The sequence below is a fragment of the Paenibacillus sp. JL3B1040 genome (genome assembly GCF_057063165.1).
In genome coordinates this window covers 490807-507077 of record NZ_CM169317.1, presented here as the reverse complement: position 1 = coordinate 507077, position 16271 = coordinate 490807, and the positions used below count along the sequence as shown (strand labels likewise).

The window sequence follows — 16271 nt, the reverse complement described above, 5'->3', positions numbered from 1 at the left end:
GTGGATCTTACCCCGAAAACAAAACTGAATGGACAACCTTCGAAGCACAGGCTATTGGACCGAGAGTCCGGATAAAAAAATTTCATGATTCAGGTTGTCCCGCTGGTTCATAAATCCCGTAAAGGAGTTGAGTCTCATGATGGAAGCCATTCTCGAACGGTGTGCCGGTCTGGATGTCCATCAAGAAACGGTTGTCGCCTGCGTGTTATTCGGGACACTAGATCAGTCTCCCAAGATGGAGATTCGTACGTTCGGAACGATGACTGACGAATTGCTTTCTCTTGGCGAGTGGCTAACGGACATGCAGTGCACGCATGTCGCCATGGAAAGTACGGGCGTTTTCTGGAAACCCGTGTGGAACGTCCTCGAAGCCTTTGAACTCGAACTGTTACTTGCGAATGCCCATCACATTAAGAATCTACCCGGTCGGAAGACTGACATGAAGGACGCCGAATGGATCGCTAAGCTTTTGCGTTGCGGATTGATTGAAGGAAGTTTCGTACCGCCGATCGCAATCCGGGAATTGCGCGATCTGACTCGTTATCGCAAGAAGCTTGTTCACGATGCCACCGCAGAGAAGAATCGAATCCATAAGCTTCTCCAAGATGCCAACGTCAAACTGACGACGCATATGTCAGATATCTTCGGTACATCCGGACGCATTCTACTGCAGAAGGTCGTTGACGGTGAGGTCATCACTCTGTCGTTCCTAGAGCAGCACATGAAAGGAACACTCAAGCATAAATCCCCGAAGCTTCTTCAATCCCTAAACAGCAGACTTCGCAAGCATCATCGGGATCTCATTCGCATGTCTTGGAACCATCTCTTGTTCATCGAACAGTCCATTAAAGATGTAGAGCAAGAAATTCGAGAACGCCTTGCTACAAAACAGGAAGCAGTGGATCTTCTTGTGACCATCCCCGGCGTTAACGAACAAGCGGCCTCCATCATTCTTGCTGAGATTGGCACTGACATGAGCCAATTTAAGAATGAACACAGTCTCTCCGCATGGGCCGGTGTAAGTCCGGGAAACCATGAAAGTGCGGGTAAAAAAAACGGCAACGAGCCCGATCCGGAAACAGCATGTTAAAAGCTGTGCTATGCGAATGTGCGTGGGCTGCTTCCATGACACGAAACACACGATTGTCTGCAAGGTACTGGTCGTGGGTGAAACGCCTCGGCAAGAAGAAAGCCCTAGTTGCACTTGGTCATACGTTGTTACGCATTATCTACCACATGTTGCTCCACAAACGTCCTTATTTGGAGATTGGCCCTGATTACTTGGACCGCTATAAATCCGAGAGTCATAAGCGCAAACAATCTTTAATGATTAAGCAGCTTGAAGCTGAAGGTTACATTGTGACTCGTACTGCATAACATCCGTATCTACCACCCCTCTAGGACTGCCGAATCGGTAGCCCTACTTTGTTGTGCATATTTTCGGCGTTCTCACCCACTTTGATTTTCATAAAAAAAAGCGACCCGGGAAGAGAGCCCTGCAAAACGAATACAGTTTCTGTAAAAAGCAACCCAGTACCCCTTCGGTGCTGGGTTTGCTGTATACTGGAAGAAAAAGAGAAGCGAGTTGAGCCGTTTTGCTGCAGCCAGCCAGACAACTAACCGCATCATTCCATGCGGAGCTATATCAGCTTGTGCCGGAAGACCATCTGCTTCGCAAGATCGATGCTGCGGTGGATTTCGGATTTGTATACGAACTAGTGGAGGATTCCTACTGCAAGTATTACGGCAGACCGGCAAACGAGCCGGAACTGTTGTTTCGCCTGCTGTTCTTACAGATCCTGTACAACCTCTCGGATGAGCGAATGATTCAGGAAGCTGAGGTGAATCTGGCTTACAAGTGGTTTCTCGGGATCAATCCGGAGGATCCGCTGCCAGACGCCTCCCAGCTGTCGCGGTTTCGTAATCACCGGCTAGGAGCAAGTCAGGTCGAAGACGTACTGAAGCATGTAGTCAGTCAATGCATTGAGCAAGGCTTAGTCAAAAGCAAAACCATTATCCTGGATGCCACGCATACACGGGCCGGCAGCCCAAAACAAAAGCCGTTCGACGTGCTGCGTGACGCGGCCAAGCGTCTGTTTCGCGTCGTAGTCAAACGCCACCCCAAGTTGGAGAAGAAACTACCTAAGCTGCCCTCCGTTAAAAGCGAAGATACGGAAGCGGAGAAAACCATGCTGACCTACTTGGCGCAACTGGGAGAGACCGTGGAGGAACTGCTTCCGGACCATGAAGGAGCGGTGAGTGAGAAACTGGGCATCGCCAAACAAATCATCGAGGATGAGCGACTCCTCTCACAAAAGGGGATTCTCTCCGCCATCGACCCGGATGCACGTTTCGGCTGGAAGAGTAGTAGCAAATCGTTCTTTGGCTACAAAGAACATATCGCCATGACGGAGGAAGAGATCATTACCGCGCTGGAGGTAACACCGGGAAGCACTGACGACGGCAAGCAATTACCGGCATTGCTCGAACAAACCACAGCAAACGGTGTAACCGTAAACGAAATCATTGCGGATACCGCCTATTCGGGCAAGGATAATCTGGCGAGAATGAAAAAGGAAACCATATCGCCTGTCGTGCCCTTAAACCCAATTGTCCACGAAGGGGGCGAGCGTCAAGAAGGATTCGAGTATAACAAGGATGCCGATTTCGTCGTTTGTCCGGCCGGTGAGCGAAACAAACGGAAGGCGATTCAAGGCAGCAAGACCAGCGGAGAGAGCCGATCACTCGTCTTTTACTTTGACGTCGAGAAATGCAAAACCTGTCCGCTGCGCGAAGGATGCTACAAGCCGGGCGCCAAGAGTAAGACTTACTCGATTCGGATCATCGCCGAACATTATAAGGAACAGATCGAGTTCGAGTTCAGTGATACGTTCAAGGAACGAATCAAGCGCAGACCGATCATTGAACACAAGAACGCGGAAATGAAGAGATTCCACGGTATGGATACAGCCAGGTACCGGGGTCTCTTCCGCATGCGAATACAAGCCTACCTCACCGCGTTTGTTGTAAACGTAAAACGGATGGTGAAGTTAAAAGAGCAAAAGCAGCCCATCCTCGGGTGAGGATGAAGCTGCTTTTTCCGTTTTATCGAATTTATTTTCCAGTTCCGAGCCCCCAATAACCTAGAAACGAGGCTTTTGCAGGGCTCTCCGGGAAGGTCGCCTTTTCTTATTTCGATTTAGGGTTGCTGTTCTGTCGTAGTTGTTGTCGTGGTGGTGGTAGTGGTCGTGGTTGTTGTTTCATTGCTTGCCGTCGTATCCGTGCTCTCGTTATAAATAACGACCGATTGGGAGCTAGGTTCCCATTGCACGACCGCTTCAAAAGCTTCGCTGATGAATCGGACCGGAACTACCGTGCTGCCGTCAATGACGGTGGCCGGCGCATCCAGCGTTTGCTGTTCGCCATTCACGTAAGCCGTTTTGCTATTGATGATCAGCTTCAGCGTTACGCCGTCCTTCGTCACCGTGATCGACTTGTCCACCGGGTTATAGGCGACTTCTGCCTGCAGGGCTTCGGAGATGGCCCGGAATGGGACCAGCGTGCTGCCGTTTTGAACGACCGGAGCTACGTCCGTCGTAGGCTGCTCGCCGTTGACGAACAATTTAACCCCTCTTTTCCCCAGCTTATCATACAGTTTGCCGAGCTTCTTGTACGATTCGATGTTCGTGAAGTCAGCCAACACCGCTTCCTCCTGCAGATAGACCGCATCGGTCACGCTGCCTTCTTGCTCCAACAGGTCCGCAGCCTTGGATAAAGCCGCAGCCTCTTCCTTGATTTGCTCCAGCTCCGCCTTCATCTCATCCGTGAGTTTGGCATCGTATTTCGTCAGCAGCAGATCGGCCAATACCGCACCCGCCGGCTTGTCCTTGACGTTTTGGATCGCTTTCAGCAAACCTTTGTAGCCGTTGTGGCCGGGTTTTTCGGATTTTTGCGGATCCGTGGATTCTTCGCCCTCCGGAGTTTGTGTTTCCTCCGATGCCTGCTCTACCTTCTTGCCGTTAGCGGCCTTCTCTTGCGGTTTCGTTTGCTGCGCGTCCGCCTGAACGCCGGCTTCCACCTTTTTCTCGGCTCCCTTGCCGTTCTCCTGCGCCGCCTTGGCCGACGCCGTGCCAGCCGTCAAGCTTAATGCCACCACGCAGAAAAATGCGATCATCCAGCTTTTTTTCATGTTGTTGAGTCCTCCTCAATGATTGTCGTTAATTGGGGTTTGTTGTTTATTACGTTATCCTATCAAAAATTACGGGGGGCGCCGACAAAGTTTTTGCCGGAACGCCAACATGTCGGAAATCCGTTAATTCTTCCGCGATTACTAACGGGCGTCAGAAAGTTAATCCTTTTATAATAGGGTGCAAAGAGGTGAGAGAGATATGGAATGGATCCTGCGAGTGAATCAAGTCATGGACTATGCGGAGGAGCACCTGTGCGACCTCATCGACGAACAAGAGATCAGCCGAATCGCGGCTTGTTCCTTTGCGCTGTTTCAAGGAGCCTTTACGCAGATGACGGAGCTTCCTTTTTCCGAGTACATCCGCCGCAGAAAACTGAGCTGCGCCGCTTACGACATTCAAAATACCGACGAGAAAATCATCGATATCGCCATGAGGTACGGCTATTTATCGGCGGACGCTTTTACCGTGGCCTTTAAGCGCTTACATGGGGTAACGCCGATTCAGGCCCGGAATCCGGGCGTCAAGCTATCGTTCTACGGGCGGCTGCGCTTTACTCTAACGATGGAAGGGGTAGATAAAATGGATTACACGGTAACGGAGAGATCCCGCTTCAAGGTCATCGGAATTCGGCGCGTGACTCCTCATGGCGGCGGTACCTGGGCTTCTATCTTGTGCGCATCAGCGCTGATTTCCGGGGCGCCTTGATGTCCCTTAGGCTGCCTTTGCACGATTATCCCTTTCATTCAGGAGGACCAGGAACCCGGAGAGGCGAGTGCATGTGGCCTGACCGCCCATCGTGCCGCCAGCTCCTCTCCAGTTCTCGGCGATCTGATCAAAGGGGATAATCATGCAAAGCGTCCGAAATTATCCTATTGCTCCCCGGCCCCCGCCAGTTGCGCCTCGATCGCCGCCGCCAAGTCTTCGTAGGAGGAACTGGGCAGCAATTCGCCGTTCACCATAAACTGGGGCGTTCCGTTTACTCCGTAATAGCCGGCGGTTTTGAAATCCTCTTTTACCGGCAGCATGTAGGCACGGCTCTTCAAATCGCTCGCAAAGCGATCGTAATCGATGCCGTCGATATTCTTCTTCACAAAGTCGAGCAGAAATTCGGGCGTGGCCCAAATTTGCGTCTCATCGCCTTGGTGTGCGTATAACTTGCTCTTGAACTCCCAGAACTTCTCATTGCTCTGCGCCGCGATCGCCTCGCCCGCGCTGGCCGCCATGATCGAGTCCCGATCGATGAACGCATAGTTGGTAAAGAACAACTCGATTTTGCCGGTATCGATGAAGTCTTTTTGCAATTGAGGCATATAGGTTTCTTCCCACGTCTTGCAGGCCGGGCATTTGAAATCGGCGAATTCGATCACCTTCACCTTGGCGTTCGGATCGCCCAAGTGCGGCTGCTTCTCGTACTTCAAGCCCTCCGCGGTGTAGTCGCCTTTGATTTCCGTATAGTTCGGGAGTTCCTGGAGACTCGAAGAATCGGAATCTTTCAGGAATACGATAGCCAAAGTGATTACCGCGGCCCCTAACAAAATCAAGGATATCACATAGATGAGGCCGGACCTCCGTTTGCCGCGGTCCGTTCCTTTTCCGTTTGCAGGCTTGCCTGCCGTTCCCTTGCCGGTGGTCGTCCTGTTGCTTTGTGCCGATTTCCCGCTGCCGCTTTGATTACCGCCTTTTTTGTGGGCCATCCGCCATCCTACCTCCATATCGAGTTCGTTTCGTCCCCATTCTAGCGTATGGCCTCCGGCGTGGGACGTAATATTGGTCACAGGCTACTTCTTCTTCAGCTCCTCTATTTCTAGTAATTACGATACGTTATCCGCCGATGCGCGTCAGGACGGCCTCGCGGGCCGCTTTCGTCAGACCGCCAAGCACCAGATCGTAAGAATGATCGATCATCGCCCGCAAATCGTCCATCGGCAGGCTGCCGTCGGCCGTGACCGTATTCCAGTGTTTCTTGTTGAGATGATAGCCCGGCTTCACGCACGCATGCTGTTCCCGGAGATTCGCGGCGATGACGGGATCGCATTTCAAGGAGATGCTCGCCGCCCCGTCACCGGACGTGACGGGCAGCAAAGCGAACATTTTTCCCCCGACCTTCATGACCGCCGTTTCCGGACCGAAAGGATATTCCAGGACGGCCCCTTTTTTGGACAAACAGTACTCAACTAGCTTTCGATACACGATCTTTCCTCCTTCCTCGCAGGTTTCTGGTGTAATTATAGAAAGCAAGGTGCCGATCATCTACAGCGGCATCGCCCGGCCGTGGATATCGATCATCACGGCGTCGGCATCCGCCTTTAGCTTGCCCTCGAACAAGTCGAGGATCGACTGTGCGGAAGTCAGCGGGTCTCCCGGCGCCCGGCTGCCGCCCATCGGGGTGCGCATCCAGCCCGGATGCAGGGCGTACACTTCGAACCCCTGCGGAATCAGCTCTTTGCGCAGTTGAGCGGTAAAATAGTTCAGCGCCGCCTTGGACAACGCATACGGATAGTCGCCGCCGTAAGCTCCGGTCAGGCAGCCCGCCTCCGAAGACACGTTCAGAATCATCGGCCGGTACCCGGCTTTCAGCAGCGGCAGGAAATGCTTCACCATTTTCATCGGGCCATATAGATTGGTGCGAAAAGTGTTCTCGACCGCAGCGAACTCCAATCGCTCGATCGGCTGCTCCCGCGCGAGCAAAATGGCCGCATTATTGATCAGCGCATCGACAGCGCCCCATCTGGCAGCCATCGCCTCCTTCGCCTTGGCTACCGAGTCTTCTTCATCCACGTCAAGCTCAAGCAGCGTCAGCTTACCCGGCGCTCCCTCCCGTAAAGCTTCCAACGCGTCCACGTTGGTCTCCAGTGAGCGAATGCCGGCGGCCACCTCATGACCGCGCCGCAGCGCTTCCCCCACGATCTCCAGGCCGAGTCCTCGGCCGGCTCCCGTTACGATCAGTCTCATAATCCAACCTTCCTCCTCTGGCTAAAATGAATCCGTTTACATTTTTAAAAAAAATGTCCTTTGACAAGGCCATGGCCCAATGCATCCCCATCTTAGCATATTTACCGTCATTCCGGTACAATTCGAGCGTGTCAAAACCGGCACAGTATTCCCTTTCCGCCGCCCGGACGGCACCGCCATCGCCCCGCCCAAGCCTCTTCGATTCTTTCAACCGGAGGCTAGCCCCTACCTGCACAAATGCCCAGTTCCGCGAATATACTGCATCAGAAAATAAAGGAGGAGTTCAGTGACATGCCGAATATGTATTCACCTTACGGCAATGCGCCAAGCCAAGTGAGCCCGATGGGGCAGGAGCCGATGGGGTACGATCACAAAAAACGGATGATGGAGATGTGCAAAAAATATCATCACCATCTGATGCAAATGGAAGGCACCGACGGCAAAGTATACGAGGGAATTATCGACGGAATGGACGACGAACACGTCTATCTGCTTGTTCCCGTCGGGGATATGGACGATCGGGCCTTCGGGTATCCCTACGGCGGTTACCCTTACGGCGGCTTTGGTTACGGCTACGGTTATCCGCGCCGGTTCCGCCGCTTTATCCGCCGGCCGTTTCCGTTTTTCTTCTTCAGAAACTTGTTCTTCCCATTCTTCTTCTAAAACAGAAGCAAACAACAAGAGGGGGGCCCGAATCGGCCTCAAGAAAGCAGCGGCGGACACCGAAAACCAAGGAGCTAAGCGAGAACAGACCGCTTAGCTCCTTGGTTTTTTTGCGTCGTTCTACGCCCGGTCGGGCTCCGCACGAGTGGCGGCGCTTTGGGAACCGCGGTGCCGGTAAACGGTGCTGCCGATCCGGGCATATACGCCCCGCAGGGATCGGATATGGGCGTAGTTGGGATAGATGATCGTATCGAGCAGATAAGCCGATCTTCGGCTGCCGGGTTTTCTTCGCCGGTTCAACGCTTCGATGATCCCGGAAGATGAGCGGATGCCGATGCCATGGCCGTAATAGCGGTCTTCGCCCAGCATAATCACGTTCTCTCCTTGCCACTCCGGGGTTTCGGGATTGTGGTCCGGATTTTTGAAATAGAGGATGTCTCCGGGATACGCGCCCAGCCGCAGACTTCCTTGACGAAAACCGAGATCGCTGTCATACTGCCAATCGTAAAGAAACAGATTGGTAAAATACGTATTAAACGCCCGGCTGCCGATTTGATCCAGCACGGCTTTGTACATCACGATCATCATCGCCATCGAACATTCGAAGCCGTACAGCGGCCCGTTTCGGTAGATGTCCTGAATGGCGTCGGCCGGCGGCATGCCGTTTCTTAGGCGGAACCCTCCTTCCTCCGTGCGGTTCCAATACATTTCGTTGCAACGGGACTTACGGTAAACGGCAAATTGGACGCCGCTTTGATTGAGCGCCAGGGCCGAATCGACGATCGAGCTCCGCAGATTCAGTTCAAACAGCAGTTCGTCCAAGGAACCGTAACGATAAGGCACCGGGCTTCTTTCTTGCGCCTCCACGATTGCGCGTTGAAACGGGGGCAGCATCATTTGGGACAGTTGCCTTTTGTCATTTGGCGGCAGAAGGATCAAACCTGTTCCCCTCCTTGTTGTTTTTCGGGTGAATCTAGGTTAGTGTACGTGCGGATGCCCGGTTTGGTGCCCGCCTGTATCGAATCCGCCTTTTCCAGCAATGCTAGCATCAATATCCCGTATCGAAGGGGGTGACGCGACACGATGAACCACCGTCAGAAAGACATTTTACATATGCTGCTTACCGAAACCCGGCCTCAATTGGTGGTCCGGGATATCGCCCTGCGCTTCGACTGCTCGGAGAAAACCATACGCAACGATCTCGATGAAATCGACCGGTATCTGAACACGACGTCGAACGCCCGGCTTGTCCGCAAACCCGGATTCGGGGTCACGCTGGACATAGCCGAGCGGGAGAAGGCTCAAATCGCCGACCGGCTGCTCCGGTCCACCAAGGATCAGGAACGGGAAACGGAGGAAGATCGGCGGATCGCCGTGGCGTATCGGCTGTTAATGGAGACGAAGCCGGTAACGATCCAAGAGCTGGCCGACAAGCACTATACCAGCAAAACGGTGATCAAAAAAGATTTGGATATTTTGCGGGAATGGTTGGACAAACGCGATCTCTCCGTGGTTTCCAAGCAGAAGGTCGGCATCATGCTCGAGGGGAAGGAACGGGACAAACGAGCGGCCTTGTCCAAGCTGTCCCAACTGACTGGCGAAGCGGGCCATTCCTTCCTCAAGGACCGGTTTGCCGCCCATGAGCTCGAGATCGTTACATGCGAGTTGAAGCAGCTCGAGCTTGACGCACAGCTTGCTTTTACGGACGAGGCGTTCGACAACCTGTTGGTACATACGCTGCTGATGATTCGGCGGACAAAGCTAAAGCAGCCGATCACCTTTTCCGAACAAGAGAAGATCTTCGTCCGCGAGAAACGGGAGTTCCGCTGGATCGGGGCTTTTATCCGCAAGCTGGAACGGCTCTTTGCCGTGCGGTTTCCGGAGGATGAGGCCGCTTATTTGACCGCCCATATTCTTGGCGGGAAAATCCGTTCCCAGGCGCGGATCGATACGACGGGCCCCGGAATGGCTTCCATGGCGGAGACGGCCGAAGTTAGCGTCTTGGCGGAAACGCTGGTCCGTAAAATGTCCGCATTGACCTGGGTCGATTTTGGCAAGGATGAGGTTTTGATGGAAGGACTGCGCATTCATTTATATTCTACCTTGAACCGGTTAAACTATGGACTCACGGTATCCAATCCGATGCTGCAGGACATCAAGAAAATGTATCCGTACATGTTCGATATGGTGATCTATGCGACGAAGGAGTTAAGCGAAGCGTATCCTTTCGCCATCCCGGAGGAGGAGGCCGCTTACTTGACGCTGCATTTTCAGGCAGCCGTGGAACGGCTCAGCCAACCTGTCGAAGAACCGAAGCGAGTCGTGACCGTCTGCCATATGGGAATAGGCATGTCGCAAATTCTGCGTACCAAGCTGGAGCGGAGTTTCCCCGAGCTGCAGGTCTTGGATTCCGTTCGGAAAGCGGACCTTCCGGGTTATCTGGCTCGACATGCGGTCGACTTTATCATCTCCACGGTACCTCTGGAGCATGTAAATACCCCCTCCATCACGGTGTCCCCCTTGCTGGAAGCCGGCGAAGTGCAGAAGATCGCCGATTTTATCGGCAAGCTGGATTATGAAACGGGGGGTGGCGAACCTTCCGGTTCGGTCCTGGGCCAGTACACCCAACCTTCGCTCGTCTTCCCGCGCCTTGCCGTCGGTCATCGCTACGAACTCATTGAATTGTTGGCGAACCGGCTGTACGAACAGGGATTCGTCGAACAGGATTATGCGCATCAAGCTTTGCTCCGGGAGCGGCTCTCGTCCACGACCATCGGTGGCGGCATTGCCATTCCCCATGGAGATCCCAAGCTCATCCGCACCTCACGGATCGCCGTTGCGACCTTGCAGGAGCCGCTGGATTGGCAGGAAGAGAGGGTGTCTGTCGTGTTTATGCTGGCGATTGCCCCACAGGAGCAAGAGATGATGAAAAAGCTGTTCCAACGCCTTTCCCTGCTGAGCGAACAGCCATCGACGATCGAACGGCTAGTCCGGGCGCAAAGCCCGGAGGAATTGCTCGGCAGCTTATAGCAGCCTATCGTGCTTATAGGATATAATCCGTTTTTTCCGGAACTTGCGGTAATAAAAAATTCTTTTCCGCCGTTCTTTATACGTTAATATGGGTGATGTAAACGATTTCAATTTAAGATTACGGGAGGAAAAATCCATGAAATTACTGGCGATTACCTCATGTCCCAACGGGATTGCCCATACGTACATGGCGGCGGAGAATCTGCAAAAAGCCGCCGACAAGCTAGGCATCGCCATGAAGGTCGAGACGCAGGGCTCGATCGGGGTGGAGAACCCGTTCACCGAAGAAGAGATTCGCCAAGCGGACGGGATCATCATCGCCGCCGACAAATCGGTAGACAAGAGCCGATTCATCGGCAAGAAGCTGATCGCCGTCGGCGTACAGGAAGGCATCCGCAATCCGGAGGCGCTGATCAAACAAATGATGCGCGGCGAAGCGCCGGTATACCAAGGAAAAGGCGGAGGTGAAGGCACCCCGGCGAAGCAGGCCGGCGCCAAACAGCAAAATGCCTTCTATCGCCACCTGATGAGCGGCGTCTCCTACATGATTCCGTTTATCGTCGTAGGCGGGCTGCTGATCGCGATCGCTCTCTCGATCGGCGGCGTCCCTACACCCGGCGGACTGCAAATTCCCGAGGATTCGTTCTGGAAAACGATCGAGAAGCTGGGGGCCGCCTCCTTTACGTTTATGGTGCCGGTGCTGGCCGGCTTTATCGCATTCAGTATCGCCGACCGGCCCGGTTTGGCTCCCGGGATTATCGGCGGTTACATCGCCGCGAACGGCAGCTTCTACGGAAGTGAAGCCGGCGCCGGGTTCATCGGCGGGATCATCGCCGGCTTTCTGGCCGGTTACGTCGCGCTCTGGATCAAGAAGTGGAAGGTCCCGAAGGCCATCCAACCGATCATGCCGATTATCATCATTCCGGTGCTGTCTTCGTTAATCGTCGGTTTGTCTTTCATTTATCTGCTCGGCGGCCCAATCGCCCAGGTGTTCGAATCGCTGACGAACTGGCTCGCGAGCATGCAGGGAGCCAGCTCGATCCTGCTGGCTTTGATCCTCGGCGCCATGATCTCCTTCGACATGGGCGGTCCGGTCAACAAGGTGGCGTTCATGTTCGGCTCCGCGATGATCGCGGAGGGCAACTATCAAATCATGGGACCGATCGCCGTCGCGATCTGTATTCCGCCAATCGGTCTGGGCCTGGCCACCTTCCTGTTCAAACGCAAGTTCCATGATGCGGAAAGGGAATCCGGCAAAGCCGCCTTCACTATGGGCTTGTTCGGAATTACCGAAGGCGCGATTCCGTTCGCATCCCAGGATCCGCTGCGCGTAATTCCCAGCATCATGATCGGCTCGATGGCCGGCTCCGTGATCGCCATGCTGGGCGGCGTCGGCGACCGTGTCGCCCATGGCGGTCCGATCGTTGCCGTGCTCGGCGCCGTTGACAATATCCTCATGTTCTTCGTGGCCGTCATCATCGGCTCCATCGTCACCGCCCTGATGATTAAGCTGCTGAAGAAAGACCAGGTCGAACCTGAGCTTGCCGGGGCAAGCGCCGCGGAAGAAGCGGCACCAACGGTCGAAACACGGCGTTCGGATGCTGTCCGTTCGGTAAGCACGCCGGCCGTGGAAGCGCATCGCCCGGTGAGTCAATTGAGCGATATCCTCAGCTTGGATCTGATCGAACCTTCCCTGTCCGCCTCGACGCGGGACGGCGTGATCGATGAGATGATCGCGAAGCTGAACGCCGAGGGCGTGTTAACTTCACCGGCCGAGTTCAAGCAGGCGATTCTGAGACGCGAGCAGGAGAGCTCCACCGGCATCGGCATGAACGTCGCCGTGCCTCACGGGAAATCGGCCGCCGTGCTGAAACCCCGGGTCGTCTTCGGGCTGAAGCCGGAAGGCGTCGATTGGAGCAGCGCGGACGGTACCCCCGCGAAATTGATCTTCATGATCGCTGTCCCCGCCGAAAACAAAGGCAACGAGCATTTGAAAATTTTACAGATGTTGTCCCGCAAGCTGATGGACGACGGCTTCCGCGAGCAATTGCTGCAAGTGAAGACCAAACAGGAAGCTTATCGCCTGCTGGATCAAATCCGCTAGACGCAAAGTCCCCCAAGCCATCTCATGACGGCTTGGGGGACTTTTGCGCTGCCTATGCCTGCTGAATTTGGATCAAATTCGTGGTTCCCGCCTGGCCGAGCGGCAATCCGGCCGAGAAAACCACGATATCGCCTTCCTGAACGTAGCCCGACCGGCGGGCGCTGTCGATCGCCGATGCCAGCATTTCGTCCGTCGTCGTGACCGGCCCGCCCAAATAAGGGAACACCCCGGACAACAGGATCAGTTTGGTTAAGACATGCGGGTGATGGGCGATCGCCAGAATCGGCGCCTTTGGCCGGTATTTGGAGACCATTCGGGCCGTAAAGCCGCTTTCGGTGGACGCGATGATCACTTTGGCATTCAGCTCCAGGGACGCGCTGACCGCGCCTTGGCTGATCACCTCCGTGATATTGGTGCCGTGCAGCATTCTCCTCCGGTTGAATGCTTCCCCGTAATCGATGATCGATTCGGCCTTGCGCGCAACGGCGGCCATGGTCCGCACCGCTTCAACCGGATATTTCCCGGCGGCCGATTCGCCGGACAACATGACGACATCGGCCCCCTGCATCACGGCGTTGTACACGTCGCTGACTTCCGCCCGCGTCGGACGCGGATGGACCTGCATCGACTCCAGCATGTGCGTGGCGACGATCACCGGTTTTCCGGCCAGATTGCACTTTTCGATCATTTGTTTTTGCAGCATCGGCACTTCCTCAACCGGGATTTCTACCCCCAGATCGCCGCGGGCGACCATGATTCCGTCCGAAGCTTCGATGATATCGTCAAGATTCTGCATGCCTTCTTCGTTCTCGATCTTAGAGATAATCTGAACGTGTCCTCCGTTGTTCTCCTGCAAAATCCGCCGAATCTCGCGGATATCGCCACCTTTGCGGACGAACGATACGGCGATCATCTCCACCCCGTTCTCCAGGCCAAAGTGAAGATGGCGGATGTCGCGCTCCGTCACGCCGGGCAGCGTCGTACGGATTCCCGGCAGATTGACGCCTTTATTCGGCTTCAGCTTCCCGCCGCTGACGATGCGGCAGCGGATTTCGGTTCCTTGGGCCTCCATCACGCGCAGTTCGATTAACCCGTCGTCGATCAGAATCCGATCATTCGCTTTCACTACCCGGGGCAATTCGGGATAGTTGACCGAGATCTTCGCGGCGTCCCCGGCTAACGTCTCCGTCGTAAGGACCATTTCCTTCCCGGGAATCAGCTCGCAGGAAGGTTCTTTTAATTTGCCGATCCGGACCTCCGGCCCTTTGATATCCATCATGATCGGCACAAAGGTATTTAGTTCTTGCGCGGCTTGCCGCACCCGCTGAATACGCGACACATGCTCCTCCAGCTCGCCATGGGCCATATTCAGTCGACCGACCGTCATCCCGGCCTGAATCATCTCCCTCAGCACGGAAACGGAATCGCAGGCAGGGCCTAACGTACAGATGATTTTTGTCCGCAGCACTATGGTACCTCCTCAGTTATGTTTAGGTTAGTATGCATCAAATCACCAAAATGAATGATCATAACCGGTCAAGGGGTCAAGCTAACGTCAGAACCTCGTATTGTGCCGCCAGTTCCATGAAATGCCCCATGCTGGATACCTCCCCAGCCGCAAGTTGATCCTGGATGCCGTAATAGCTCACGCAAGTACCGCATGCCAATACCGGAACGCCGCGATCTGCCAGCTCCTTCAGGTGAAGCGAAGCAAACGACTGCTCTGTCAGGGCGAGTACTCCCCGATTTACGCAAAACACCGCCGCCGGAAGCTGCCCCTCCTCCCGTTGCTTGAGCAGCGTCAGGAACGTTTCCAGCAGTTGGGTCCCGAGCTCAGGGTCGCCGTTCCCCAGGCTGTCTGTGGTCAGAAAGATGATTTTACGGTTCAAAACGATTCTCCTCTCAGTTTTTGATCAAGCAATTCAAACGTCAGATGCAGGCGGTCTTTCGGCACCTCGCCATAGCGGTCCCCGATGTTGACCTCGAAGGTACAGACCTGGTCCGTCTTCTTCTTGACTGCGGACGTTAAACCAACGCCGGTTTCCCGGTACACCTCAATCAACACCTGCTCCAGCCGTTCCAGGGACACCTCCGCATGGACATGGAACATGTTCGACACCGGAATCGCCGGTACGGTCTTCATCCGATGGCATTGGTTGTACAGCCCCGCTAACTCCTGGGCTTGGCGATAATACAAATCCATCTTCCCCACACGCTGCTCATAGTAATAATCGGCGCTCAGAAAATAGGGATACAGGCTGATCAGATCACCGCCGTGCCGTCTTTTCCACACCTTGGATTCCTTCGTAAACTCCGATTCTCCGGCCAATATCGCCCCGGCGATCCCGCCGATGCCTTTATAAAAAGAGATATACACGCTGTCGAATAAGGAGCAGACTTCAGCCGCGGTTTTTTGATAGTAGGGAAGGACCTCGAACAGCCGGGCTCCGTCCAGATGCAGCCGAATGCCTTTCTCCCGGCAGTCCTTGGAAATGGCCGCGAGCTCCTCATACGGCGGAAGTTGGCCTCCGATCTCGCGCTGCGGCAGCTCCAACAGCAAGCACGAGATGTCCCCGGGCAGGCGCTTTACGTCCTCCGGCCGGATCAGCCGTTCCCGGTCCGCCAGCAGAACCGGCTGGATCCCGTGCAGCATCTTCAAGCCGTCTTCCTCATGAATTTCCAAATGGCATAAGGGGTGGTACGCAACGCGTTTCGTTCCTTTGCGGTCGCACCAAATCCGCAACGCGATTTGCTGCGCCATCGTGCCGCTCGGGAAAAACACGGCCGAATCCTTGCCAAGCACGCCGGCCATCTTCGTCTCGAAGGCCTCCAGGGCTCGGCCCGCACCGTACATATCGCTGTCCAGCTCACCATCGATCCTGCCGATCGCCTGCTGCAGCACCTTGACATTCCGTTTGCCGTGGCCCCCCACCTGATAAACCGTCCGCTCGAAAGCCTGCTTTAATGTCTTCTTGTCCGGTGTTCCTTCATTTCCGTACATTGATCCTCGCCGCTCCTCTCCCACGCTGTCTGCATAATCCGTGAATTCATGCTTATTATAGCTCGATTTGGAGCGGGAATCGATGATCGAACCTCAAATTCGCGATCTCGTTACGCCGCTTGAATTTCTCCCATTCATGCGTTGGGGACTCCTATTCCCAAGTTTTAATCTGCCGTTTAGTAATTCTTCACGGATATAATCTAATCTTTCAAGGATTTTATTGTTATCATTCTTTACAGGGTTAATTTGATCCTGCATTCCAAACAAACTCGTAATAACTAATTGCATGACCACCATTATGTGCTGACATTATCTGCCCATCTATTGCCGT

15 protein-coding genes are annotated in these 16271 nt (G+C 54.4%); 7 read left to right on the top strand and 8 right to left on the bottom strand.

From position 1 onward, the window contains the following. Positions 1–136 precede the first annotated feature (136 nt). The 3 genes from ACZF99_RS02235 to ACZF99_RS02225 all read left to right on the top strand — a co-directional run bounded on the left by ACZF99_RS02235 (position 137) and on the right by ACZF99_RS02225 (position 3083). Positions 137–1090: an IS110 family RNA-guided transposase gene (locus tag ACZF99_RS02235; protein WP_483606406.1), complete on the top strand. Its 954-nt coding sequence runs from the start codon at positions 137–139 to the stop codon at positions 1088–1090. Next, positions 1084–1377: a hypothetical protein gene (locus tag ACZF99_RS02230; protein WP_483606408.1), complete on the top strand. Its 294-nt coding sequence runs from the start codon at positions 1084–1086 to the stop codon at positions 1375–1377. The genes ACZF99_RS02235 and ACZF99_RS02230 overlap by 7 nt, the downstream gene beginning before the upstream one ends. Positions 1378–1595: 218 nt before the next feature. Beyond that, complete coding sequence (locus tag ACZF99_RS02225; protein ID WP_483606049.1) at positions 1596–3083, top strand: IS1182 family transposase; 1488 nt, start codon at positions 1596–1598, stop codon at positions 3081–3083. Between the two features lie 116 nt (positions 3084–3199). On the opposite strand, the gene ACZF99_RS02220 is transcribed toward ACZF99_RS02225, so the two are convergent. Continuing rightward, entirely contained in the window at positions 3200–4189 is a 990-nt protein-coding gene (locus tag ACZF99_RS02220; protein ID WP_483608702.1) for a copper amine oxidase N-terminal domain-containing protein, read from the bottom strand. A 217-nt stretch (positions 4190–4406) separates the two neighbouring features. Here ACZF99_RS02220 and ACZF99_RS02215 point away from each other — a divergent pair, with 217 nt between their 5' ends. Next, positions 4407–4895: a helix-turn-helix transcriptional regulator gene (locus ACZF99_RS02215; protein ID WP_483608700.1), complete on the top strand. Its 489-nt coding sequence runs from the start codon at positions 4407–4409 to the stop codon at positions 4893–4895. A gap of 164 nt (positions 4896–5059) precedes the next feature. On the opposite strand, the gene ACZF99_RS02210 is transcribed toward ACZF99_RS02215, so the two are convergent. From ACZF99_RS02210 to ACZF99_RS02200, 3 genes are all read right to left on the bottom strand, one after another. Continuing rightward, positions 5060–5884, bottom strand: coding sequence for a DsbA family protein (locus ACZF99_RS02210; protein ID WP_483608698.1), 825 nt, complete (start codon positions 5882–5884; stop codon positions 5060–5062). Positions 5885–6011: 127 nt separating this feature from the next. Then, the gene (locus ACZF99_RS02205) at positions 6012–6380 is read right to left on the bottom strand and encodes an MmcQ/YjbR family DNA-binding protein (RefSeq protein WP_483608696.1); all 369 of its coding nucleotides are present in this window, start codon (positions 6378–6380) and stop codon (positions 6012–6014) included. Between the two features lie 60 nt (positions 6381–6440). After that, positions 6441–7142 (bottom strand): SDR family NAD(P)-dependent oxidoreductase, encoded by a 702-nt coding sequence (locus ACZF99_RS02200; protein WP_483608694.1) that lies wholly within the window; start codon positions 7140–7142, stop codon positions 6441–6443. Positions 7143–7433: 291 nt separating this feature from the next. Here ACZF99_RS02200 and ACZF99_RS02195 point away from each other — a divergent pair, with 291 nt between their 5' ends. Continuing rightward, a complete protein-coding gene (locus ACZF99_RS02195) occupies positions 7434–7805 on the top strand; it encodes a hypothetical protein (protein WP_483608692.1) in 372 nt (123 codons plus the stop codon). A gap of 120 nt (positions 7806–7925) precedes the next feature. Here the strand turns inward: ACZF99_RS02195 and ACZF99_RS02190 are convergent, their stop codons facing one another. Continuing rightward, positions 7926–8744, bottom strand: coding sequence for a protein-glutamine gamma-glutamyltransferase (locus ACZF99_RS02190; protein ID WP_483608690.1), 819 nt, complete (start codon positions 8742–8744; stop codon positions 7926–7928). A gap of 144 nt (positions 8745–8888) precedes the next feature. Here ACZF99_RS02190 and ACZF99_RS02185 point away from each other — a divergent pair, with 144 nt between their 5' ends. Then, positions 8889–10835, top strand: coding sequence for a BglG family transcription antiterminator (locus ACZF99_RS02185; protein ID WP_483608688.1), 1947 nt, complete (start codon positions 8889–8891; stop codon positions 10833–10835). Between the two features lie 136 nt (positions 10836–10971). Next, on the top strand, positions 10972–12939 hold the full coding sequence (locus ACZF99_RS02180; protein WP_483608686.1) for a fructose-specific PTS transporter subunit EIIC: 1968 nt from the start codon (positions 10972–10974) through the stop codon (positions 12937–12939). A 52-nt stretch (positions 12940–12991) separates the two neighbouring features. Here ACZF99_RS02180 and pyk read toward each other — a convergent pair whose 3' ends face one another. The 3 genes from pyk to ACZF99_RS02165 all read right to left on the bottom strand — a co-directional run bounded on the left by pyk (position 12992) and on the right by ACZF99_RS02165 (position 15940). Continuing rightward, the gene (gene pyk, locus ACZF99_RS02175) at positions 12992–14407 is read right to left on the bottom strand and encodes a pyruvate kinase (RefSeq protein WP_483608684.1); all 1416 of its coding nucleotides are present in this window, start codon (positions 14405–14407) and stop codon (positions 12992–12994) included. A 76-nt stretch (positions 14408–14483) separates the two neighbouring features. Then, positions 14484–14828, bottom strand: coding sequence for a DsrE family protein (locus ACZF99_RS02170; protein WP_483608682.1), 345 nt, complete (start codon positions 14826–14828; stop codon positions 14484–14486). Next, complete coding sequence (locus tag ACZF99_RS02165) at positions 14825–15940, bottom strand: threonine aldolase family protein (protein ID WP_483608680.1); 1116 nt, start codon at positions 15938–15940, stop codon at positions 14825–14827. The genes ACZF99_RS02170 and ACZF99_RS02165 overlap by 4 nt, the downstream gene beginning before the upstream one ends. Positions 15941–16271 lie beyond the last annotated feature (331 nt).